Raw genomic sequence first — 22315 nt, 5'->3', positions numbered from 1 at the left:
GTCATTGATACTGCTCCAGTAGCGAGGCGATGCCTTCCGGCGTCAGATGAACGTGGGTATCTTCATCCACCATCATGGTCGGCCCTTTGTCGCAGTTGCCCAGACAGCAGGTCGGCAGCAGCGTAAAGCGGCCGTCCGCCGTGGTCTGGCCCGGTTTGATGTTCAGGTTCTGCTCCAGCGCCGCCTGGATGCCCTGATAGCCGGTGATGTGACACACCACGCTGTCGCAGTAGCGAATAACGTGACGGCCGACCGGCTGACGGAAAATCTGGCTGTAGAACGTGGCGACGCCTTCGACGTCGCTGGCCGGAATGCCCAGCACCTCGGCAATGGCGTTGATGGCGCCGTCCGGCACCCAGCCGCGCTGCTTCTGCACGATCTTCAGCGCTTCAATCGACGCCGCGCGCGCATCTTCATAGTGGTGTTTTTCGTGCTCGATGGCGTGATGCTCTTCCGCGCTCAGCACGAAGACCTCGGTTGGGTCGATCGTATGAATGGCAATTTTTTGATCGTGCATAATTAGCGGTCCACGTCTGACATAACAAAATCGATACTACCGAGGTAAACGATCAGGTCGGATACCAGGCTGCCGCGGATCACCGACGGGATCTGCTGCAGGTGCGGGAAGCTCGGCGTGCGCACGCGGGTGCGGTAGCTCATGGTGCTGCCGTCGCTGGTCAGGTAGTAGCTGTTGATCCCTTTGGTCGCTTCAATCATCTGGAAGGATTCGTTGGCCGGCATCACCGGGCCCCAGGAAACCTGCAGGAAGTGGGTGATCAGCGTTTCGATGTGCTGCAGCGTCCGCTCTTTCGGCGGCGGCGTGGTCAGCGGGTGATCGGCTTTAAACGGACCCTCTGGCATATTGTTCAGGCACTGCTCAAGAATACGCAGCGACTGCCACATCTCTTCCATCTTCAGCTGAACGCGGGTGTAGGCGTCGCTGATGCCGGCGCCGACCGGGATCTCGAAGTCGAAGTTTTCATAGCCTGAGTAGGGACGCCATTTGCGCACGTCGAAATCCAGGCCGGTGGCGCGCAGCGCGGCGCCGGTGGTGCCCCAGGCCAGCGCTTCGTCCATGTTGTAGGCGGCGACGCCTTTGGAACGGCCAACCAGCACGCTGTTGCGCAGCGCGGCTTTGTCATACTCTTTCAGACGCTTCGGCATCCAGTCGAGGAAGTCGCGCAGCAGGCGCTCCCAGCCCTTCGGCAGATCGTGCGCCACGCCGCCGATGCGGAACCAGGCCGGGTGCATACGGAAGCCGGTGATGGCTTCAACCACGTCATAAATCTTCTGGCGATCGGTAAAGGCGAAGAACACCGGCGTCATCGCGCCGACATCCTGAATAAAGGTCGAGATATAGAGCAGATGGCTGTTGATGCGGAACAGCTCGGAGAGCATCACGCGGATCACGTTGACGCGGTCCGGCACCACGATGCCGGCCAGCTTTTCCACCGCCAGCACGTAAGGCATTTCGTTGACGCAGCCGCCAAGATACTCCACGCGGTCGGTATAGGGAATGTAGCTGTGCCAGGACTGGCGCTCGCCCATCTTTTCCGCGCCGCGATGGTGGTAGCCGATATCCGGCACACAGTCGACGATCTCTTCGCCGTCCAGCTGCAGGATAATGCGGAACGCACCGTGCGCCGACGGGTGGTTCGGCCCCAGGTTGAGGAACATAAAATCCTCGCTGGTGGTGCTGCGCTTCATGCCCCAGTCTTCCGGCTTGAAGGTCAGCGCTTCCATCTCCAGATCTTCTTTCTGTTTGGTCAGCGTAAAGGGATCGAACTCGGTGGCGCGCGCCGGGTAGTCTTTACGCAGCGGATGCCCTTCCCAGGTTTGCGGCATCATGATGCGCGTCAGGTGCGGGTGACCGTCGAACGTGACGCCGAACATCTCCCAGGTTTCGCGCTCGTACCAGTTGGCGTTGGGGAAGATTTTGGTCAGCGTCGGCAGATGCATGTCGTTCTCAGACAGCGCCACCTTGAGCATAATGTCGCGGTTACGCTCGATCGACAGGAAATGGTAGAACACCGAGAAATCCGCAGCGGGCAAACCGGCGCGATGGGTGCGCAAGCGCTCGTCCATGCCATGCAGGTCATAGAGCATAATGTACGGCTTCGGCAGCTTGCGCAGGAAGGTCACGATGTCCGGCAGCTGTTCGCGCTTGACCCATACCACGGGAATACCAGTGCGGGTCGGCTGAACGGTAAAGGCATCCGGCCCAAAACGGTTACGCAGCTCGCCGATCACCGGGTCATCCAGGTGATCCCGGGTTTGCCATGCAGGCTGAGCGAGATCGTGCGTGGTTAAATCTGTCATACGTTACTCACCATTCCGGCCTGTCGCCAGGCACTCAAAAGAAGGCGTCAGGATGGGGCCGCGCATTAAATTGTGATGTTTTGCTGCGGGCCTGGAATCCATCCATGTACGGTGTTCTTACACTTCGTCAGGGGTGCGAAGATTGGTGACGGCGATGCGCTCGCCGCGTTTTCTTTCGCGTTCCGACTGCATATTGGCGCGATAAACGCCCTGATCGCCCACCACCCACGACAGCGGGCGGCGCTCTTTGCCAATTGACTCGCGCAGCAGCAGCAGCGCCTGCATATAGGCTTCCGGGCGCGGCGGGCAGCCGGGAATATAGACATCGACCGGCAGGAACTTGTCAACGCCCTGCACCACGGAATAGATGTCGTACATGCCGCCGGAGTTGGCACAGGCACCCATGGAGATCACCCACTTCGGCTCCAGCATCTGGTCATACAGACGCTGGATCACCGGCGCCATTTTGGTAAAGGGCGTACCGGCGATCACCATAAAGTCCGCCTGACGCGGCGAGGCGCGCATAACTTCCGCACCGAAACGCGCCACGTCATGCACAGCGGTGAAAGAGGTGGTCATCTCTACGTAGCAGCAGGAGAGACCGAAGTTATAGGGCCACAGGGAGTTCTTGCGGCCCCAGTTCACCATGTCGTGCAGCGCATGCTCGAGCTTGCCCATGTAGACGCTGCGATGAACGTGCTGCTCCAGGGGATCGGCAACGATCTCCTGTTTTTGCAGCGGGTAACGGTCGTTATCGCCGCCGTTCGGGTCTATGCGGGTGAGCGTATAGTCCATCAGATTGCCTCGCTTTTACTGCTTATGAGGGTTGGTGTGACCGATCGGGTTGGATTTGACCACCACGCGACGGCGTGCAGGCGCCCAGTCCAGCGCGCCAATACGCACCAGATAGACCAGCCCCGCCAGGAGCACCAAAATGAAAATTGCGGCTTCCACAAAGCCGACCCAGCCGCTTTCGCGGATAGAGGTCGCCCATGCGTATAAAAAGAGCGCTTCTACGTCGAAGATGACGAAGAACATTGCGACGAGGTAGAACTTCGCCGACAGGCGGATATGGGTGTCGCCGACGGATTCGATGCCGGATTCGAACGGGGTCTCTTTATGACGCGCGCGAGCGCGGCCGCCTAAGAGCCATCCTCCGGTGAGCATAAAGGCGCAAAGGCCGAAAGCGATGATGACAAATATGATAAACGCCCAGTGATGAGCGACGACTTCGGTGGCTGTTGACATACTCTTTGCTTACTCATCAAAAGTGGCGATGGCATCCTGCGCGGGTCACTTGCAGCAAACGCACCACATCGATTCAAGGGAAGGACAAAAAAACCTGATAAATTATGCTGTCTTTATCAATTAGGCAGCAATTTTATGGGGTTTTTTACTCCTTTCTATAACCTTTTGTCAACTTTGACAAAAGTATCCAAACATTATTTTACACGCGCATCAAAATTTTAACATATGATGCGCGCGATACCAGCTAAATCGCTTCAGTCTGTAAGGTCTTTTAGAGTGTAGCGGGATTTCAAATGCATGGATCGTGCATTTATCCAACGTATTCTGGCAGGCTTTGCGGGGTTTTCCTTCCCCTTCACAGGGGTATTTTTTTGATCTGGAACACAAAACCGGCCTTTTTGTCCTTTTTTTCGGCAAATGTTACACCATTTCGGAACAGTGCTTTCATTCAGGAGGATCAAAAATTTCATTTACAGAAAAAATTGAAACGGCGTTTTATCAGGCAGGATGGCAGGCAGAAAAAGCAGAGAAAAAAGGCGGGCAGCGGCTGTTTAGCCACATAAAAAAAGCCCTTCGATGCAAATGCATAACAAAGGGCTTTTTTATTACAGTTTTAACAATCAGAGAACGGGTCGAAAAAGCGCCCTTATTGTTAACCCTGGTTTACTCTTCATCATCCAGCAGCAGCGTCCCATCCGGGTTGGCACTCAGATTGTAGGGATCGTTGGTGGACTGCATGGCGTTGAAAATCGCCAGCGCCAGCTCGTTGTCGCTGTCAGGATTGCGGCACAGCAGATACTGCGTGTCCGGCAGCACCGGCAACCCTTCCGCCGCGCCCATGACGCGCAGCTCCGGGCTCATCATCTCTACCGGACGCGCGGTCACGCCCAGCCCCGCTTTCACCGCGGCGCGAACTGCCGCCAGCGTTGAGGCGACGTAGGAGATACGCCACGGGATGCCCGCTTCGTTGAGGTGATCGATCGCCATATCGCGGTACGGGCTCGGTTCATCCAGCAGCACCAGCGGAATCGCTTCCCCGCGCTGAAAAATATAATCCGCCGCGCAGTACCATAGGGTCGGCGAGGTGCGCAGCACCTGATGGGTAAAGCTGCCTGGGCTGGAGGTGGTGACGACCAGATCGACTTCGCCCTGGTTGAGCATCTCCATCATAAATGGGTTACGCTTGACGCGGACGTCGATCGCCAGCTTCGGGTAAACCGAAGTAACGCGGTTAAGCAGGAACGGCAGAATGGTGTCGGAGGTGTCATCCGAGGCGCCGATGGTCAGCACGCCCTGGATATTGCTGTACATCAGCGATGTGCAGGCCTCGTCGTTGAAACGCAGGATTTTCCTGGCGTAACCTAACAGCTGGATACCGTGCTCGGTTAATAATTTATTACGTCCATGTCTGGCAAACAGCTCTTTACCTACCAATTGCTCCAGACGCTGCATCTGCTGGCTGACGGCAGACTGGGTACGGCACACGGCGGCAGCGGCGGCCGCAAAAGTGTTCAGGTCCGCAACAGCAACAAACGTTCTCAGCAGATCGAGGTCGAGATTCAGTATCGGACGATTTGCATTAGTCATGTTTTCTTCACTTATAAGATTTTTAAAAAACTACTACCCTGGTGTTATTACGCGACTTATCAAAGTGATAAGCGGTAATGATGCTCATTGCCGGTCCTGTGTGAGACCGTCAAAGAAATTCGTGTCAGACAGAGACCGACATACGTGCATCCCGGCACAGCGGGAAGGCAGCGTTGAGTAGACAGAAACAACTTCTGGGCCGACAGCGCGGGAGCGCAAATGCAGGAAGCTGCGTTGTTGTCTAGCGTTCCGTCCTATGCAGACGGAAAAAGCCAGCTAGCGAATTATGGATTGCGTAGCGGCTAAATGCGATAAATAATAAATTATACTTAATCATTTTTAACTTCAAAATGGAAATGATTTTGTGAAAACCATCGTAATTTTTGACCAGATCGCATTTCATGGTCATCATGGCACATCCCGGCATAATTTTTAACCGCCCGCTTTCTGAAAGTCGAGATATAGTGCGAAGATACGCCTGAAATACCTTTTATCTGGTCAGAAGTGGCCCTTCTGCGCAGGGAACTTTTCTGGCTTGCCGCAGCGCCGCGCGCCCCCCGGCTGGCCTTGCTGCTTCCGGCTTGGCTTATCCGCTGGTCAACCAGCGCGCTTTTTTGCCCATTCATGTAAAATAGCTTAACTATTTCACTATTCATCTACCCGCCGTTTCTCCTTTATCCCGAATAAAAATTTGTTGATTGCGGCGCGGGCAAACGGACAGCGCGCTTTACAGCGGAAACGGCCCATTGTAGCGGAAAATATCGCTCATTCATTACAAGTCAGTTTTTGTAACCAGCTAATGACAAAGAAATTATGCATTGCGCTATGCATCCGGCAAAAAGATAACAAACACGCCAAAACCTGCCGCTGCCCTTCTTTTGTCACGATGAGGAGAGTACATTGTGCTGGTTTGATTTCTGCGGCAGTAAAAGGATTCTGCCCATTAAGGCGGTTAAAAATGACTTTTCAAATTGATAAATCCGGCAAGCTGGAAAACGTCTGTTACGACATTCGCGGGCCGGTACTTAAAGAGGCTAAACGTCTCGAAGAAGAAGGCAACAAAGTTCTCAAGCTCAATATCGGCAATCCGGCGCCGTTCGGTTTCGAAGCGCCGGATGAGATCCTGGTGGATGTGATCCGCAACCTGCCCAGCGCGCAGGGCTACTGCGACTCAAAAGGGCTCTACTCCGCGCGTAAAGCGATTATGCAGCACTATCAGGCACGGGAGATGCGCGACGTCACGGTTGAAGATATCTATATCGGCAACGGCGTCTCCGAGCTGATCGTGCAGGCGATGCAGGCGCTGCTGAACAGCGGCGACGAGATGCTGGTGCCGGCGCCGGACTATCCGCTGTGGACGGCGGCGGTGTCGCTCTCCAGCGGCAAAGCGGTGCACTACCTGTGCGACGAATCCGCCGGCTGGTTCCCGGATCTCGACGACATCCGCAGCAAGATCACACCGCGCACGCGCGGCATCGTGATCATTAACCCGAACAACCCGACCGGCGCGGTCTACAGCAAAGAGCTGCTGCTGGAGATCGTTGAGATCGCGCGCCAGCATAACCTGATCATCTTCGCCGACGAGATCTACGACAAGATCCTTTACGACGAGGCGCAGCACCATTCGATCGCCGCGCTGGCGCCCGATCTGCTGACCGTGACCTTTAACGGCCTCTCCAAAACCTACCGCGTGGCGGGTTTTCGTCAGGGCTGGATGGTGCTAAACGGGCCGAAAAAGCATGCGAAAGGCTATATCGAAGGGCTGGAGATGCTCGCCTCAATGCGTCTGTGCGCCAACGTGCCGGCGCAGCATGCGATCCAGACCGCGCTGGGCGGCTATCAGAGCATCAGCGAATTTATCGCGCCGGGCGGCCGCCTCTATGAACAGCGCCAGCGCGCCTGGGAGCTGATCAACGACATTCCCGGCGTCAGCTGCGTGAAGCCGAACGGCGCGCTCTATATGTTCCCGCGTATCGATGCGAAGAAGTTCAATATTCACGACGACCAGAAAATGGTGCTGGACTTCCTGCTGCAGCAAAAAGTGCTGCTGGTTCAGGGCACCGCCTTTAACTGGCCGTGGCCGGATCATGTGCGCATCGTTACCCTGCCGCGCGTCGACGATCTGGAGATGGCGATCGGCAAGTTCGACCGGTTCCTGCAAGGCTATCGCCAGTAAAACCGGCCGCGTATACTAGCAGCATTTGGGGAAGCGCGACGCTTCCCCCGTTGCTGACAGGATAACGCATGACCCGAAGCCACTTTTTCGCCCATCTCTCCCGCCTTAAACTGATCAACCGCTGGCCGCTGATGCGCAACGTGCGCACCGAAAACGTCTCCGAGCACAGCCTGCAGGTCGCGATGGTGGCGCATGCACTCGCCGTGATTAAAAACAAAAAGTTCGACGGCCATCTCAACGCCGACCGCATTGCGATGCTGGCGCTCTATCACGATGCCAGTGAAGTGCTGACCGGGGATCTGCCGACGCCGGTGAAGTACTACAACGCCCAGATCGCCCATGAGTATAAAAAGATCGAGAAAATCGCTCAGCAGAAGCTGATTGAGATGCTGCCGGAAGAGCTGCAGGAGGAGTACCGTCCGCTGCTTGACGAACATCAGCACAGCGAAGCGGAGCAGTCGGTGGTGAAGCAGGCAGACGCGCTCTGCGCCTACCTGAAGTGTCTGGAAGAGCTCTCCGCCGGCAACAACGAATTTTTACTGGCAAAAGCGCGGCTGGAGAAAACCCTGCAGCAGCGACGCTCGCCAGAGATGGACTACTTCGTCGAGGTATTTATTCCCAGCTTCAGCCTGTCGCTGGATGAGATCTCGCAGGATTCGCCGCTGTAACGGCGCCTACGCCTTAAGGCTGAGCCTAAAGCCGCCTTCCGCCTGCGGCGTCACCTGCAACGCCGCCAGCGAGCGCAGCTGAAACAGCGTCTCCTGCAGGCGCGGCGTCTCCGCTGACGCGTTAAGGGCGATCACCGCACAGCGGGCGTCGAGGCCGGAGAGGATGCCGGCGGGCGCATCCTCTACCACCACGCACTGCTGCGGCGCCAGGCCCAGCTTCGCCGCGCCGAGCAGATAGGGATCTGGCGCCGGCTTGCCCTTCTCCACCTGTTCGGCGGTAATAAACACCGTCGGCAGCGGCAGCCCGGCTGCCTTATGGCGTGCGTGCGCCACCGGCACCGAGCCTGAGGTCACGATAGCCCAGGGGATCTGCTGCGTATCCAGCGCCGTCAGCAGCGCGTGCGCGCCAGGCAGCGCACGCACGCCCGCCGTGTCCTGCGCCTCGTCTTGCTCTAACGCGCGAAACTCCGCCTGAATAGCGGCTTCCGGCTGGCCTGGCATAAAATGGCGCAGCGAGGTAATCGCCTGCTTGCCGTGAATAAACTGCAGGATCTCCTCTGCCGCAATGCCGTGCCGCGCGCCCCAGCTGCTCCAGGCGCGCTCAACCGCCGGCAGCGAATCCACCAGCGTCCCGTCCAGATCAAATAAAAAACCGCTATAGGTCACAGCTCACTCCCGTCAGGCGTTGATAATCTGCGCGATTTCCGTCGCGCTGAGATGATATTGACGCGGACAAGTGTGCCATACCGCCAGCATGCGTTGGTATTTTTCCCACATCGGCGTCTGCGCGTTAAAACCGTGGGTGCCGGAGTCGAAGTGGGTGTAGCGCCCTTCGATATTGACCATAAAGCGGACGTAGCCGAGATAGCGCGCTTCGGTGGCGGCGTCGAAACCGAGAAAGGCGAGGCGTCGCTCCTCCAGCGTGGCGTTATCACCGAGGTTTGACCAGGAGACGTGCAGCGCATGGTGCATCTCCATAATGTCGATAATGGTGCGGCAGGTCTCTTCCGTCAGTTCGCCAAACTCCCTGTCCAGCTCGCGCATCTGCAGTCCGTAGCCGCGCTCGATAATGGTCTGATAGCGGCGATAGCGCTCGGCGTTATCCGGCTCCAGCATTGCCATGATTTTGTACTGGTTAGAGAGAATAAGACGCTGCGCGTGGGTCATTTCCATCATAGGCTCCAGGGCCGACAGGCCGTGCAAGAAGGTGACGGAAAATAGTGACATAAGGCGAGTGATGCGGGTATGCCCGCATCACTTTTCTTTGATGTAGACCCGGGTGAGCGACAAATTCTCTCAGCGGGAAAAGGCGGACGATCAAAGATCGTCGAGGAAGGTGCGATCCAGCTGTTTAAAGGCGCGCTTAAGCAGATCGGCCAGCGCCTGATAGGTCGGTTTGCCTTCAACCGGCGCAATCGCCTGACCCGCTTCCTCCAGCCGGGCGCGCACCTCGTGGAACCAGTGCAGCAGGGTGGGCGGCAGCGGCGTGACCGAACGTTTGCCGAGCCACCACAGGCCCTGCATCGGCAGGCTACAGGCGAAGAGCGCGGTAGCCACTGCCGGGCCGAGCTGTCCGCCGAGCGCGATTTGCCAGCTCAGGGTAAACACCGCCAGCGGCGGCATAAAGCGAATCGCAAAGCGCGTCACGCTCGACACGCGGTTTTCAGGAAAGATCGGCGCGAGGCGTTTGTCATTCGGCCAGGTCTTCATATAGTGCTGGCCGTTTTGAAAAATACGGAACCAGCCAGTATTGCCAGAATCATTCGCCATGGCGGACCTCAACTAAAACTGCAAAAATTAAAATATTTTTATAGCTACACAACTTTACGTGACATCCTTCAAAAATTTTTGTCTTTAAAGGGGACTCTCGCTATCCTGACGCAGCCTGAATACCGTACTGGAAGCGAGTAAAGAGGTAAACGACAAACGCAGCGACCCACTATCGCTCAGCAAATTTCAAAAATTTGCGTAAAATTACCGAAATTTTTTTGCGGAGACGCAACATTTTGTCTACCGCAACGGAGTTATGATTAAACTCCCCGCTTTCATGGGCTACGCTGATAGTCTGATTGCCTTTTTTTTAGCCACTTTTAACAAACAGGTACTTCCATGTCGAGTAAGTTAGTACTGGTTCTGAACTGCGGCAGCTCTTCACTGAAGTTCGCCATCCTGAATGCCGCCAGCGGCGAAGAATTCCTTTCCGGCCTGGCGGAGTGCTTCCATCTTCCTGAAGCGCGTATCAAATGGAAACTGGACGGTGAAAAACATGAAGCGCCTCTTGGCGCCGGCGCCGCGCACAGCGAAGCCCTGAATTTCATTGTTAAAACTATTCTGGCACAAAAACCAGAGCTTTCGGCACAAATTGCTGCAATTGGTCATCGCATCGTCCACGGCGGCGAGCAGCTGACGGAATCGGTCATTATTACCGACGCCGTGGTGCAGGGTATCAAAGACAACGCCTCGTTCGCGCCGCTCCACAATCCGGCGCACCTGATCGGCATCGAAGAGGCGATGAAAAACTTCCCGCATCTTTCCGATAAGAATGTGGCGGTTTTCGACACCGCTTTCCATCAGACGATGCCGGAAGAGTCTTATCTCTACGCCCTGCCCTACAAACTCTATAAAGAGCACGGCGTGCGCCGTTACGGCGCGCACGGCACCAGCCACTACTATGTGACGCACGAAGCGGCCAACATGCTTAATAAGCCGGTTGACGAGCTGAACATCATTACCTGCCACCTCGGCAACGGCGCGTCGGTTGCGGCTATCCGCAACGGCAAATGCGTCGATACCTCTATGGGGCTGACGCCGCTGGAAGGTCTGGTGATGGGCACCCGCAGCGGCGACATCGATCCGGCGATCATTTTCTATCTGCACGACACGCTGGGCATGAGCGTCGACGCCATCAATAAGCTGCTGACCAAAGAGTCGGGCCTGCTGGGCCTGACCGAGGTCACCAGCGACTGCCGCTACGTCGAAGACAACTACGAAACCAAAGCGGACGCGAAGCGTGCCATGGATGTCTTTTGCCATCGTCTGGCAAAATATATCGGCAGCTACAGCGCCATGATGGAAGGCCGTCTGGACGCGGTGATCTTCACCGGCGGCATCGGCGAAAACGCGGCGATGGTGCGCGAGCTGTCGCTGAAAAAGCTCGGCCTGCTCGGCTTTGAGGTCGATCACGAACGCAACCTGGCGGCGCGCTTCAGCAAGTCCGGCTTTATCAACAAAGAGGGCACGCGCCCTGCCATTGTCATTCCGACCAACGAAGAGCTGGTGATCGCCCAGGATGCGGCGCGTCTGACCGCCTGATGTTTCCTTCACCGTCAGCTCCGGCTGACGGTGTCGTTTTTGACACTCCCTAAAGCGAGGTTGAAACGTGTCACGTACAATTATGCTTATTCCTACCGGCACCAGCGTCGGCCTGACCAGCGTCAGCCTTGGCGTGATCCGTGCCATGGAGCGCAAAGGCGTTCGTCTCAGCGTCTTTAAGCCGATCGCGCAGCCGCGCGCTGGCGGCGATACGCCGGACCAGACCACGATGATCATTCGTAAGAACTCCTCTATTCCCGCCGCCGACCCGTTGAAAATGTCGCGTGTGGAGTCGCTGCTGGGCGCGAACCAGCAGGACGTGCTGATGGAAGAGATCATCGCCCGCTACCACGAAAACACCAAAGATGCGGAAGTGGTGCTGGTAGAAGGCCTGGTGCCGACGCGCAAGCATCAGTTCGCCAACGCGCTCAACTATGAGATCGCCAAAACGCTTAACGCCGAGATCGTATTTGTGATGGCGCTCGGCAACGACTCGCCCGCCCAGCTGAAAGAGCGTATCGAACTGACGCAGAGCAGCTTCGGCGGCGGCCGCAACAAAAACATTACCGGCGTTATCATCAACAAGCTGAACGCGCCGGTAGATGAGCAGGGCCGCACGCGCCCGGATCTGTCGGAAATTTTTGACGATTCAACCAAGGCGAGCGTCGCCAATATCGATCCGAAACAGCTGTTCGCCGACAGTCCGCTGCCGGTGCTGGGCTGCGTGCCCTGGAGCTTCGACCTGATCGCCACGCGCGCCATCGATATGTGCCGCCACCTCAACGCTGAGGTGATCAACGAAGGCGAGATCGCTACGCGCCGCGTCAAGTCCGTTACCTTCTGCGCGCGCAGCCTGCCGCATATGCTGGAGCACTTCCGCCCAGGTTCGCTGCTGGTGACCTCGGCGGACCGTCCTGACGTGCTGGTGGCGGCCTGCCTCGCCGCGATGAACGGCGTTGAGATTGGCGCCATTCTGCTGACCGGCGGCTACGAGATCGACAACCGCATCGCGAAGCTGTGCGAGCGCGCCTTCCAGACCGGCCTGCCGGTGTTTATGGTGAAAACCAACACCTGGCAGACCTCGCTCAGCCTGCAGAGCTTCAACCTTGAAGTGCCGAGCGACGACACCCAGCGTGTGGAAAAGGTGCAGGAGTATGTGGCCAGCTATATCAACGCCGACTGGATTGAGTCGCTGACCGCCACCTCCGAGCGCAGCCGCCGCCTGTCGCCGCCCGCCTTCCGCTATCAGCTTACCGAGCTGGCGCGCAAAGCGGGCAAACGCATCGTGCTGCCGGAAGGCGACGAGCCGCGTACCGTTAAAGCCGCCGCTATCTGCGCCGAACGCGGCATCGCCACCTGCGTGCTGCTGGGCAACCCGGATGAGATCCAGCGCGTTGCCGCCGCACAGGGCGTCGAGCTGGGCAAAGGCATTGAGATCGTCGACCCGGAAGTGGTGCGTGATAACTATGTGCCGCGCCTGGTCGAGCTGCGTAAGAATAAAGGCATGACGGAAGTGGTGGCGCAGGAGCAGCTGGAAGATAACGTGGTGCTCGGCACCATGATGCTGGAAAGCGGCGAAGTCGACGGCCTGGTGTCGGGTGCCGTGCACACCACCGCCAACACCATCCGTCCGCCTCTGCAGCTGATCAAGACCGCGCCGAACAGCTCGCTGGTCTCCTCGGTGTTCTTTATGCTGCTGCCGGAGCAGGTGCTGGTGTATGGCGACTGCGCCATTAACCCGGACCCGACCGCCGAACAGCTGGCGGAAATTGCCATTCAGTCGGCGGACTCCGCCCACGCCTTCGGTATCGAGCCGCGCGTGGCGATGATCTCCTACTCCACCGGCACCTCTGGCGCAGGCAGCGACGTGGAGAAAGTACGCGAAGCGACGCGTATCGCGCAGGAGAAACGCCCCGATCTGGTGATCGACGGCCCGCTGCAGTATGACGCGGCGATTATGGAAGATGTGGCCAAATCCAAAGCGCCCAATTCAGCGGTCGCCGGTCGCGCCACGGTGTTTATCTTCCCGGATCTCAACACCGGCAACACCACCTACAAGGCGGTGCAGCGCTCAGCGGATCTGATCTCAATCGGTCCAATGCTGCAGGGCATGCGCAAGCCGGTTAACGACCTGTCGCGCGGCGCGCTGGTGGACGATATCGTCTATACCATCGCTCTGACCGCGATCCAGTCGCAGCAGGCGGAAGGCTAGGCCTTCTGGGTTTACATCCTGACGAACAAGAGCATGCACGCGCATGCTCTTTTTTTTTACCGCGTCGCCTGGTGCCGAATCTTGCTCGCGTCTGAACAGCACAAGCATCACCGGCCGCAAAAACAAAAAAACGCCCAGACGGGCGTTTTTTCAACCAACTATTTTAAGCGTCGCCGTTGCGCGTCAGCCACAGCGAGAGCGCCTTCAGCGAATCATCGGTAAACTCATCGCAGCGCGCGGTGATCTCATCCGGCGTCATCCAGAACACCTCGTCCACCTCTTCTTCCTGCATGGCGAACGGGCCGTGATAAACGCAGCTAAACAGACCGCCCCAGACGCGGACATGCTCATCTTCGAAGTAGAACTTGCCGTGCTCGGCGAAAGGCACATCGGCAATGCCCAGCTCCTCTTCCGCCTCGCGGCGCGCCGACTCCAGCAGATCTTCTCCGCTCTGCACCACGCCGCCTGCGGTGGCGTCCAGCATACCGGGCATGAAGTCTTTCGTCTCAGTGCGACGCTGCACCAGGATTTTGCCTGCGCCGTCATGCACCACGATATAGGTTGCGCGATGACGCATTCGCTGCGCACGCATCTGCGCGCGCGTCGCCTGCGCGATCACCTCATTCTCTTCATTGACGATATCGACCCACTCGATGCCGTCGCCCGCGGTTTGATCCACCATCCGGAAACCCTTTTCTGTTCTGGCGTGCCGTGCGACACGCGCCTGATTGCCACGTCGTTGTTATAGTGTGCTGTAAGGTAATCACTTCCGCTCGTCTGAGCAAGCGGCGCAACCTATCGTTGTTTGCCGCTTTCCGCCAGCCAGAGCTGCACCGAGGCGCGCTGCCACTGAAATTCAGCATAATCCCTGAGCTTCTCCGGCAGCGCGTCGCCGTGCAGCGCCAGACGGTTCAGCATCACCGCCAGATCGGTATCAGCGATGGACCACTCGCCAAACAGGTTTTGCTGGCCATCGGGCAGCAGTTGCAGGCTGGCGGCCACCAGCTTCTCCGCCGCCTGCTGCGCCGCCGGGGTCAGCGGCGGAAAACGCTCGCCGGCAAACAGCACCTCCGTTGGCCGCTCCTGACGGATCGGCAGCAGATCGCTGCGCAGCCACGCCTGCAGCTCGCGCGCGCGCGCGCGCTTTTCGCGGTCGCGTGGGTAAAGACGCTCAAACTCCGGCGCCGGAAAACGCTCTTCCAGGTATTCGGCGATCGCCGAAGATTCGCTCAGGGTAAATTCGTCAACCTGCAGCGTCGGCACGCGGCAGGTCCGCGACAGCGCGCGATAGTCGCTACCAAACTGCTGATGTTGTGAGAGATCGACGCGTTTCAGCTGAAAGGGCACCCCTTTCTCCGTGAGCGCGACGTAAACCGACAGGGCGTAAGGACTAAAAAATGATGAATCAGACCACAGAGTGATGGACGGGTAATTCATCTGCTACCTCAACAGGCTTATCCGGGTAGCCTGATATTTACCGACTTTTTTTCAGCAAAGCAATCTCCCGCTGGTCCGATGTTCTCAAAGCGCGACGCAGGCCGGCAGCGTGCGGCCGCGCTTCTTCTATGCTGAAACAGTGCGTAGCAGAAAAATGATAAGGAGACGCGACATGCACATTCTGATGACCGGCGGCACCGGGCTGATCGGCCGCCATCTTATTCCACGCCTGCTGCTGCTCGGGCATCAGGTCAGCGTGGTGACGCGCGACGTCGCCGCCGCGCGCGAAAAGCTCGACGCGCGCGTCGCCCTCTGGTCGGGACTGGCGCAGCAGCAGAACCTTGACGGCGTCGATGCGGTGATCAACCTCGCCGGCGAACCCATCGCCGACAAACGCTGGAGCGAACAGCAAAAACAGCTGCTGTGCGAAAGCCGCTGGCAGATCACCGAACGCCTCGCCTCGCTAATCAACGCCAGCGCGCATCCGCCGCGCGTGCTGATATCCGGCTCGGCGACCGGCTACTATGGGGATACCGGCGACCTGGTGCTGACCGAAGAGGACAGCGGTCAGGATGAATTTACCCACCAGCTCTGCGCGCGCTGGGAACAGCTGGCGCTTAGCGCACAGAGCGAGCGCACCCGCGTCTGTTTGCTGCGCACCGGCGTGGTGCTGGCCAGCGAAGGCGGCGCGTTGGGCAAGATGAAGCTGCCGTTCAGGCTCGGCGTCGGCGGCCCCATCGGCAGCGGCAAACAGTATCTGCCGTGGATCCATATCGACGATATGGTCAACGCTATCCTCTGGCTGCTTGATAACGACGCGCTAAGCGGCCCGTTCAATATGGTGTCGCCCTACGCGGTGCGCAACGAGCAGTTCGCCGCCACGCTGGGCCACGTGATGCACCGTCCCGCCTTTATGCGCACGCCCGCCAGCGCCATCAGGCTGATGATGGGTGAATCGGCGGTGCTGGTGCTGGGCGGACAGCATGTGCTGCCGAAACGGCTGGAGGCGGCCGGCTTCGGCTTTCGCTGGTATGACCTACAGGAGGCGCTGCAGGATGTGGTGGGCAAACCGGCGGACAAAGGTGCAGCCTGACCGCCGGTTCCGCGCCGCCTCTTCAGTCGAGGAGGCGGCGTTTACTTCAGCGAACCTTTAAGAAACTGCTGCAGGCGCGGGCTTTTCGGGTTGCCAAACAGCACGTCCGGCGGCCCTTCTTCCTCAATCTTGCCCTGATGCAGAAAGATTACATGGCTGGAGACGTGGCGCGCGAATTCCATCTCATGGGTCACCACCACCATGGTTTTGCCCTCTTCCGCCAGCTTCTGCATGATACGCAGCACTTCGCCCACCAGCTCGGGATCGAGCGCCGAGGTCGGCTCATCGAACAGCAGCACTTCCGGCTCCATCGCCAGCGCGCGCGCGATCGAGACGCGCTGCTGCTGACCGCCAGAGAGATGCACCGGATATTTCGCCTGCGCGCGCTCGTCGATGCCAACCTTGTTGAGATAGTTGATGGCGCGGGCGCGAGCGTCTGCTTTGCTCAGCCCCAGCACCTGAATCGGCGCCTCCATCACATTCTCCAGCACCGTCATATGGCTCCAGAGGTTGAAATGCTGGAACACCATGGTGAGGCGCGTGCGCAGCGAGCGCAGCTGCTCTTTGTCGGCGACCTTGAGCTGCCCGTCGGTGTCGCGCACCAGATTGATCGGTTCGCTGGTGACGGAAATGGTGCCTTCGCTCGGCTTTTCGAGAAAGTTAATGCAGCGCAGGAAGGTGCTTTTGCCAGAGCCGGAGGAGCCGATAATGCTGATCACATCGCCCGCATTGGCCTGTAAAGAGACGCCTTTTAATACTTCATGGTCACCGTAACGCTTGTGCAGTTCGGTCACGCTTAATTTGTTTTCAGCCATAGTTCTACTCAATGCGATGACGAAGGTTTGATGTGTGCGAGAAAGCGACGTTCCGCCAGACGGAACAGGCTAATCAACACATAGGAGATAATCAGATAGAGCACCGCCGCAATGCCGAACGCGGTAAAGGGCTGATAGGTCGCGGAGTTGATGTCGCGCGCGATTTTCAGCAGATCCGGCACCGTGGCGGTAAAGGCGAGCGCCGTAGAGTGCAGCATCAGGATCACCTCGTTGCTGTAGGCAGGCAGCGCGGTGCGCAGCGCGGACGGCAAAATAATGCAGCGGTAGAGCTTAAAGGTGGAGAAGCCGTAGGCGCGCGCCGCCTCGATCTCGCCGTGCGGTACGGCGCGGATTGCCCCGGCGAAAATCTCCGTGGTATAGGCGCAGGTGTTAAGGGTAAACGCCAGCAGCGTACAGTTAAGGCCGCTGCGGAAAAAGGCGTTCAGCAGCTCGGAGCCTTTCACCACTTCCAGCGTATACATGCCGGAGTAGAACACCAGCAGCTGGACGTAGAGCGGCGTGCCGCGAAACACATAGGTAAACAGCCAGACCGGGGTGCTGACGAAACGGTTCGGCGACACGCGTGCGATAGCCAGCAGCACCGCCAGACAGCCGCCGATTACCACCGACAGGATCAGCAGCCACAGGGTGATGGCGACGCCGGTAAAGCGATAGCCGTCGGTCCAGAGCAGGGATTTCCAGTACTCCTGAATAATATCGATCATAGCTCTGCCCTTTTTACGCCCACCGAGTAGCGGCGGTTCAGCCACCACAGCACGCCGTTCGACAGCGTGGTAAAGATTAAATAGATCGCGCCAGCGACAATGGCGAAGTAGAACGGCTGCCAGGTGCTTTTGCCCGCCAGCTGTGTCGCTTTAACCACATCTTCCAGCCCGAGCAGCGACACCAGCGCGGTGGCTTTCAGGATCACCTGCCAGTTATTGCCGATGCCCGGCAGCGCGTAGCGCATCATGCCGGGAAACAGAATGCGGCGAAACACCTGCGAGCCGGTGAAGCCGAACGCCGTGGCGGCCTCGATCTGCCCTTTCGGCACCGCCAGAAACGCGCCGCGAAAGGTTTCGGTAAAGTAGGCGCCGTAGATAAAGCCGAGCGTAATGATACCGGCCACCATCGGGTCGATATCGAACTGGGCGAGTCCCAGCGCGTCGGTGAGTGAGTTAAGGGCGATCTGCAAACCGTAGAAGATCAGCAGCATCAGCACCAGGTCAGGCACGCCGCGGATCAGCGTGGTGTAGCCTTCAAACAGCATCGCCAGCGGGCGGCTGCGGGAGAGTTTTGCGCCCGCGCCAATCAGGCCGAGCACCACCGCCAGCACCACTGAACTGAGCGCCAGCTCCAGCGTCACCAGGGTGCCTTTGAGAATAACCTCAGAATAGCCGTACAGCATGTAATCAATCCCGTCGTGGAGAAAAAATCAATGTTCTGCCCGCTGGCGTACCAGCGAGCAGTCCTGATCGGTTCAGCGTGTAACCATCAGGTAAAGGTCGACAGGGTTAGTCACCGTACACATTGAAATCAAAATACTTTTTCGCAATCTTATCGTAGGTGCCGTCTTTGCGCATCGCTTCGAACGCTTTATCGATCGCCGCTTTTAGCTCGCTGTCGTCTTTGCGCAGTCCCATACCGGTGCCGACGCCAAAGATTTTATCGTCTTTCACCGCCGGACCGGCAAAGGCGTAGTTCTTGCCGACCGGCTGCTTCAGGAAGCCTTCGCTCGCCTGCACTTCATCCTGAAACGCGGCGTCGATACGGCCCGCGTTCAGATCCTGATAGACCAGGTCCTGGTTCGCGTAAGGCGTAACGTTCACCCCTTTCGGGCGCCAGTTCTCGTTGGCGTAGGTTTCCTGCGTGGTGCCCTGCAGCAGGCCGATATTTTTGCCCTTCAGCGATTCAATAGTCGGCTGGATCGGCGAGCCTTTCGGCGCCACCAGACGCGCGTTGGCCGCATAGAGCTTGTCGGAGAAGGCGATCTCTTCCTGACGCTTGGCGGTAATCGAGAGCGAGGAGATGATGGCGTCGATTTTCTTCGCCTTCAGCGACGGGATCAGCGCGTCGAAGTCGCTCTCGACATAGGTGCATTTGCTGTTAATGCGTTTACAGATTTCGTTGGCAAGATCGATATCGAAGCCCACTAACTGTCCTTGCGCGTTTTTCGATTCAAACGGCGGGTAAGTCGGGTCAGTCCCAATGCGAATCGACGACGGCACCGCGGCGAAGACGCTGGCGGCGCTGGTCAGGCCCAGCATGAGAGAAAGAGCCAGAACTCGCTTTTTCATAGATAACCCTCAGTGAAGTGCTTTTTGTTATGGGTGCGTGATGTGTTTGCGCTTGTTAAGCCACATATTTCTTGCATATTTCATGCCAGCAATGCAAGCCATTCGCGCGCCCGGCGCGCCGCCAGCGAGGCGGTTCGGCCGAGTTTGTGAGGGGAATATATCAGCGATGTCAGAGAGAAAAAGCGACCTTGTTAACTTTTGGTGCACCAAATGCACGAAGAGTGATCGCCCGCGCGAATTCGCACTTAAAAAGTGCAAATAAAGGCGCTTATGCACCATTCCAGCGCGTAAACAGATCCTGCGGCAGCGTGATGTCAAACTGATCGACCACCCGGTTAACCGTTTGATCCACCAGCTCCATTATCGACTGCGGCCGATGATAGAAGGCGGGCACCGGCGGCATAATCACCGCACCCAGCTCGGCGGCGGTGGTCATCATGCGCAGGTGACCAATGTGCAGCGGGGTTTCGCGCACGCCCAGCACCAGCTTGCGCTGCTCTTTCAGCACCACGTCGGCGGCGCGCGTCAGCAGGCTGTCGCTGTAGCTGTGCACGATGCCGGAAAGGGTTTTCATCGAACAGGGCAGGATCGCCATGCCGAGAGTTTTAAACGAGCCTGACGAGATGCTGGCGGCGATATCGCGCACGTCATGCACCACATCCGCCAGCGCCTGCACGTCGCGCAGGCTGTAGTCGGTCTCCAGGCTCAGGGTTTGACGCGCCGCCGGACTCATCACCAGATGGGTTTCCACCTCGCTGACCTGCTGCAGCACCTGCAGCAGCCGCACGCCGTAAATCGCGCCGCTTGCGCCCGAGATGCCAATGATGAGTCGTTTCATACTTCTTCCTTGCCTGTTCAGTGAGGCGCCATGATAACCCGCTGCAGATTGCGAAAACAAACGGGGCAGATTTCTCCGCCCCGTTAGCACATTTATTATCGCTGAAAACGCGCTTAGCCTTCGTTATGCAGCTCGAGGTTCTCGACTTCATTCTGACGCTGCAGTGCTTTGGCGTCGTCGTTACGCAGCGACTGGAGGTACTCCAGATACTGCTGATCGACATCTTTCGTCACGTAGACGCCGTTAAACACCGAGCATTCGAACTGGGCGATATCGGGGTTCTCTTCGCGCACCGCTTCAATCAGGTCGTTGAGATCCTGGAAAATCAGCGCGTCAGCTTTGATCAGCTGGCAGATCTCATCCACTTCACGACCGTGGGCGATCAGCTCGGTGGCGCTCGGCATATCGATGCCGTAGACGTTCGGGAAGCGAATCTCCGGCGCGGCGGACGCCAGATAGACGCGTTTCGCGCCCGCTTCGCGCGCCATCTCGATAATCTGCTCCGAGGTGGTGCCGCGCACGATAGAGTCATCCACCAGCAGCACGTTCTTGTCGCGGAACTCAGCGCGGTTAGCGTTGAGCTTGCGGCGAACGGCGCTGCGGCGCAGCTGCTGGCCCGGCATGATAAAGGTGCGGCCGACGTAGCGGTTTTTCACAAAGCCCTGGCGATAGGGTTTGTTGAGAATGCGCGCAATCTCCAGCGCGATATCGGTAGAGGTTTCCGGGATCGGGATCACCACGTCGATATCGAGATCTTCCCATTCGCGGGCGATCTTCTCGCCCAGCTTGGTGCCCATGCGCACGCGCGCGCTGTAGACAGAGATCTTGTCGAGGAACGAGTCCGGGCGCGCAAAGTAGACGTACTCGAACAGGCAGGGATTGCTTTTCGGGTTCTCGGCGCACTGGCGGGTAAACAGCTGGCCCGCTTCGGTAATGTAGACGCCCTCGCCCGGCGCAACGTCGCGCAGGAACTCAAAGCCCAGCGTATCGAGCGCCACGCTCTCAGAGGCGACCATATACTCGACGCGGCTGTCCGGCAGCACGCGCTTGCCCAGCACCAGCGGACGAATGCCGTTGGGGTCGCGGAAGGCGACCATGCCGTGGCCGATGATCATGGCAACCACGGCGTATGCGCCGCGCACCTGCTGATGCACCGCCGCCACCGCAGCGAAAATGTTGTCTGCTTCCAGCGGGTCATGCTGAAAACGATCCAGCTCCTGCGCGAAGATATTGAGCAGGATTTCAGAATCAGACGTGGTGTTGACGTGACGGCGGCCCTTTTCGAACAGGTGCTTGCGCAGGTCGTGCGCGTTGGTCAGGTTGCCGTTATGGGCCAGCGTAATACCGTACGGCGAGTTAACGTAGAACGGCTGCGCTTCAGAGGCGCTGGAGCTGCCTGCGGTCGGGTAGCGAACGTGGCCGATCCCCATGTTGCCCTGCAGACGCTGCATGTGGCGCGCTTCGAACACATCGCTGACGAGGCCGTTCGCCTTACGCAGACGGAAGCACTTCAGCGCATCGATGGTACAAATGCCTGCGGCATCCTGCCCGCGGTGCTGAAGCACCGTTAACGCATCATAGATCGACTGGTTGACCGGCATAAACCCGGTGATACCAACAATACCGCACATGTTGTCATTTCCTCATTAGCCGCACTCCCGGTGGTGTCACCGGGGTAAAAAACTCGACGTGCTTTTCAGGTAGTCAAAAAACCATCTGATGATAGAACTGAACTGGGGAATGAGCTGGGACTGCTGCCAGTCCGGGCTTTTTGAAAAGCCGGTGAATGTGTCGAGGAAAAAAAGCATCGCGCTGACGATCAGCACGCCGCGTAGCGCCCCGAAACAGACCCCCAACACCCTGTCGGTTCCCGACAGGCCGGTCTTTTCCACCAGCGAGCCGATCACATAGTTGACTATCGCGCCGACAATCAGCGTCGCGACGAACAGCACCGCGATGGCGATGCCGTTACGCACCAGTTCGTCGTCAAAACCTGTAAACCAGACTGCAAGGTAGGCGTAGTAGTGACTGGCGACAAAAGACGCGCATCCCCAGGTAACGAGAGATAAGGCTTCGCGGACAAACCCTCGAATCAGGCTGACCAGAGCCGAAAAACCAACTACCGCAATTATGACGTAATCAATCCAGACCATGAACTCTTCCAGCGCCAGTGCGTCTGCACCCCTGCATCCAGTTCGGGGCGCATTCTAACAGAAAAAGAAAACGTTTGCGTAGCGCTTTTCCCTTTCTGTTTCCATAAAAAGGGCGATGAAAAAAACTTTCCTCGCCCGACTCAGATTCAACGTTAAAAAC

At 58.0% G+C, this 22315-nt stretch carries 24 protein-coding genes; 6 read left to right on the top strand and 18 right to left on the bottom strand.

The window, feature by feature from the left end; all coding sequences use genetic code 11:
• Position 1: 1 nt before the first annotated feature.
• The 4 genes from nuoE to MC269_RS05650 all read right to left on the bottom strand — a co-directional run bounded on the left by nuoE (position 2) and on the right by MC269_RS05650 (position 3567).
• Positions 2 to 517 carry an NADH-quinone oxidoreductase subunit NuoE gene (gene nuoE / locus MC269_RS05665; RefSeq protein WP_081140392.1) on the bottom strand — a complete coding sequence of 172 codons (516 nt, stop codon included), beginning with the start codon at positions 515 to 517 and terminating at the stop codon, positions 2 to 4.
• A 2-nt stretch (positions 518 to 519) separates the two neighbouring features.
• Complete coding sequence (nuoC, locus tag MC269_RS05660) at positions 520 to 2319, bottom strand: NADH-quinone oxidoreductase subunit C/D (RefSeq protein ID WP_239954374.1); 1800 nt, start codon at positions 2317 to 2319, stop codon at positions 520 to 522.
• Positions 2320 to 2436: 117 nt separating this feature from the next.
• Complete coding sequence (locus MC269_RS05655; RefSeq protein WP_081140389.1) at positions 2437 to 3114, bottom strand: NADH-quinone oxidoreductase subunit B family protein; 678 nt, start codon at positions 3112 to 3114, stop codon at positions 2437 to 2439.
• Between the two features lie 15 nt (positions 3115 to 3129).
• Positions 3130 to 3567, bottom strand: coding sequence for an NADH-quinone oxidoreductase subunit A (locus tag MC269_RS05650; protein ID WP_081140387.1), 438 nt, complete (start codon positions 3565 to 3567; stop codon positions 3130 to 3132).
• Between the two features lie 304 nt (positions 3568 to 3871).
• Here MC269_RS05650 and MC269_RS05645 point away from each other — a divergent pair, with 304 nt between their 5' ends.
• Complete coding sequence (locus MC269_RS05645) at positions 3872 to 4285, top strand: hypothetical protein (protein ID WP_239954373.1); 414 nt, start codon at positions 3872 to 3874, stop codon at positions 4283 to 4285.
• Here MC269_RS05645 and lrhA read toward each other — a convergent pair.
• Positions 4231 to 5154: a transcriptional regulator LrhA gene (gene lrhA, locus MC269_RS05640; RefSeq protein WP_033791641.1), complete on the bottom strand. Its 924-nt coding sequence runs from the start codon at positions 5152 to 5154 to the stop codon at positions 4231 to 4233. The genes MC269_RS05645 and lrhA overlap by 55 nt on opposite strands.
• A 329-nt stretch (positions 5155 to 5483) precedes the next feature.
• Entirely contained in the window at positions 5484 to 5810 is a 327-nt protein-coding gene (locus MC269_RS05635; protein WP_239954372.1) for a hypothetical protein, read from the bottom strand.
• Positions 5811 to 6112: 302 nt separating this feature from the next.
• On the opposite strand from MC269_RS05635, the gene MC269_RS05630 reads away from it, so the two are divergent.
• Positions 6113 to 7330, top strand: coding sequence for a pyridoxal phosphate-dependent aminotransferase (locus MC269_RS05630; RefSeq protein WP_239954371.1), 1218 nt, complete (start codon positions 6113 to 6115; stop codon positions 7328 to 7330).
• Positions 7331 to 7398: 68 nt separating this feature from the next.
• Complete coding sequence (gene yfbR / locus MC269_RS05625; RefSeq protein WP_081140383.1) at positions 7399 to 7998, top strand: 5'-deoxynucleotidase; 600 nt, start codon at positions 7399 to 7401, stop codon at positions 7996 to 7998.
• Positions 7999 to 8004: 6 nt separating this feature from the next.
• Here yfbR and MC269_RS05620 read toward each other — a convergent pair whose 3' ends face one another.
• The 3 genes from MC269_RS05620 to yfbV form a co-directional block, all read right to left on the bottom strand.
• On the bottom strand, positions 8005 to 8664 hold the full coding sequence (locus MC269_RS05620; protein WP_239954370.1) for a sugar phosphatase: 660 nt from the start codon (positions 8662 to 8664) through the stop codon (positions 8005 to 8007).
• Positions 8665 to 8676: 12 nt separating this feature from the next.
• Positions 8677 to 9171: a YfbU family protein gene (locus MC269_RS05615; RefSeq protein WP_239955072.1), complete on the bottom strand. Its 495-nt coding sequence runs from the start codon at positions 9169 to 9171 to the stop codon at positions 8677 to 8679.
• A gap of 144 nt (positions 9172 to 9315) precedes the next feature.
• The gene (gene yfbV / locus MC269_RS05610) at positions 9316 to 9768 is read right to left on the bottom strand and encodes a terminus macrodomain insulation protein YfbV (protein WP_033750506.1); all 453 of its coding nucleotides are present in this window, start codon (positions 9766 to 9768) and stop codon (positions 9316 to 9318) included.
• 339 nt (positions 9769 to 10107) lie between these two features.
• Here yfbV and ackA point away from each other — a divergent pair, with 339 nt between their 5' ends.
• Both ackA and pta read left to right on the top strand, forming a co-directional pair.
• Positions 10108 to 11310: an acetate kinase gene (ackA, locus tag MC269_RS05605; protein ID WP_239954368.1), complete on the top strand. Its 1203-nt coding sequence runs from the start codon at positions 10108 to 10110 to the stop codon at positions 11308 to 11310.
• A 67-nt stretch (positions 11311 to 11377) separates the two neighbouring features.
• The gene (pta, locus tag MC269_RS05600) at positions 11378 to 13522 is read left to right on the top strand and encodes a phosphate acetyltransferase (RefSeq protein WP_239954366.1); all 2145 of its coding nucleotides are present in this window, start codon (positions 11378 to 11380) and stop codon (positions 13520 to 13522) included.
• Positions 13523 to 13685: 163 nt separating this feature from the next.
• On the opposite strand, the gene yfcD is transcribed toward pta, so the two are convergent.
• Together yfcD and yfcF are read right to left on the bottom strand one after the other, a co-directional pair.
• Positions 13686 to 14204 carry an NUDIX hydrolase YfcD gene (yfcD, locus tag MC269_RS05595; protein WP_081140373.1) on the bottom strand — a complete coding sequence of 173 codons (519 nt, stop codon included), beginning with the start codon at positions 14202 to 14204 and terminating at the stop codon, positions 13686 to 13688.
• Positions 14205 to 14317: 113 nt separating this feature from the next.
• On the bottom strand, positions 14318 to 14959 hold the full coding sequence (yfcF, locus tag MC269_RS05590) for a glutathione transferase (RefSeq protein ID WP_239954364.1): 642 nt from the start codon (positions 14957 to 14959) through the stop codon (positions 14318 to 14320).
• A 172-nt stretch (positions 14960 to 15131) separates the two neighbouring features.
• On the opposite strand from yfcF, the gene MC269_RS05585 reads away from it, so the two are divergent.
• Positions 15132 to 16052 carry a TIGR01777 family oxidoreductase gene (locus tag MC269_RS05585; RefSeq protein ID WP_239954362.1) on the top strand — a complete coding sequence of 307 codons (921 nt, stop codon included), beginning with the start codon at positions 15132 to 15134 and terminating at the stop codon, positions 16050 to 16052.
• A 41-nt stretch (positions 16053 to 16093) separates the two neighbouring features.
• Here MC269_RS05585 and hisP read toward each other — a convergent pair whose 3' ends face one another.
• The 7 genes from hisP to cvpA form a co-directional block, all read right to left on the bottom strand.
• Positions 16094 to 16867, bottom strand: coding sequence for a histidine ABC transporter ATP-binding protein HisP (gene hisP / locus MC269_RS05580; protein ID WP_081140367.1), 774 nt, complete (start codon positions 16865 to 16867; stop codon positions 16094 to 16096).
• Positions 16868 to 16875: 8 nt separating this feature from the next.
• Positions 16876 to 17592 carry an ABC transporter permease gene (locus MC269_RS05575; RefSeq protein WP_033750535.1) on the bottom strand — a complete coding sequence of 239 codons (717 nt, stop codon included), beginning with the start codon at positions 17590 to 17592 and terminating at the stop codon, positions 16876 to 16878.
• Complete coding sequence (locus tag MC269_RS05570) at positions 17589 to 18275, bottom strand: histidine ABC transporter permease HisQ (protein WP_081140365.1); 687 nt, start codon at positions 18273 to 18275, stop codon at positions 17589 to 17591. The genes MC269_RS05575 and MC269_RS05570 overlap by 4 nt, the downstream gene beginning before the upstream one ends.
• A gap of 106 nt (positions 18276 to 18381) precedes the next feature.
• A complete protein-coding gene (argT, locus tag MC269_RS05565) occupies positions 18382 to 19164 on the bottom strand; it encodes a lysine/arginine/ornithine ABC transporter substrate-binding protein ArgT (RefSeq protein ID WP_081140363.1) in 783 nt (260 codons plus the stop codon).
• Positions 19165 to 19432: 268 nt separating this feature from the next.
• Complete coding sequence (locus tag MC269_RS05560; RefSeq protein WP_081140361.1) at positions 19433 to 20002, bottom strand: UbiX family flavin prenyltransferase; 570 nt, start codon at positions 20000 to 20002, stop codon at positions 19433 to 19435.
• Positions 20003 to 20115: 113 nt separating this feature from the next.
• A complete protein-coding gene (gene purF / locus MC269_RS05555; RefSeq protein ID WP_081140360.1) occupies positions 20116 to 21633 on the bottom strand; it encodes an amidophosphoribosyltransferase in 1518 nt (505 codons plus the stop codon).
• Between the two features lie 36 nt (positions 21634 to 21669).
• Positions 21670 to 22155: a colicin V production protein gene (gene cvpA, locus MC269_RS05550; RefSeq protein WP_239954360.1), complete on the bottom strand. Its 486-nt coding sequence runs from the start codon at positions 22153 to 22155 to the stop codon at positions 21670 to 21672.
• Positions 22156 to 22315: the final 160 nt, after the last annotated feature.

The organism is Pantoea sp. Z09 (genome assembly GCF_022394795.1).
In the GTDB taxonomy this organism is placed as follows: Bacteria; Pseudomonadota; Gammaproteobacteria; order Enterobacterales; family Enterobacteriaceae; genus Pantoea; species Pantoea latae.
This window is presented reverse-complemented; position numbering and strand designations above follow the sequence as displayed.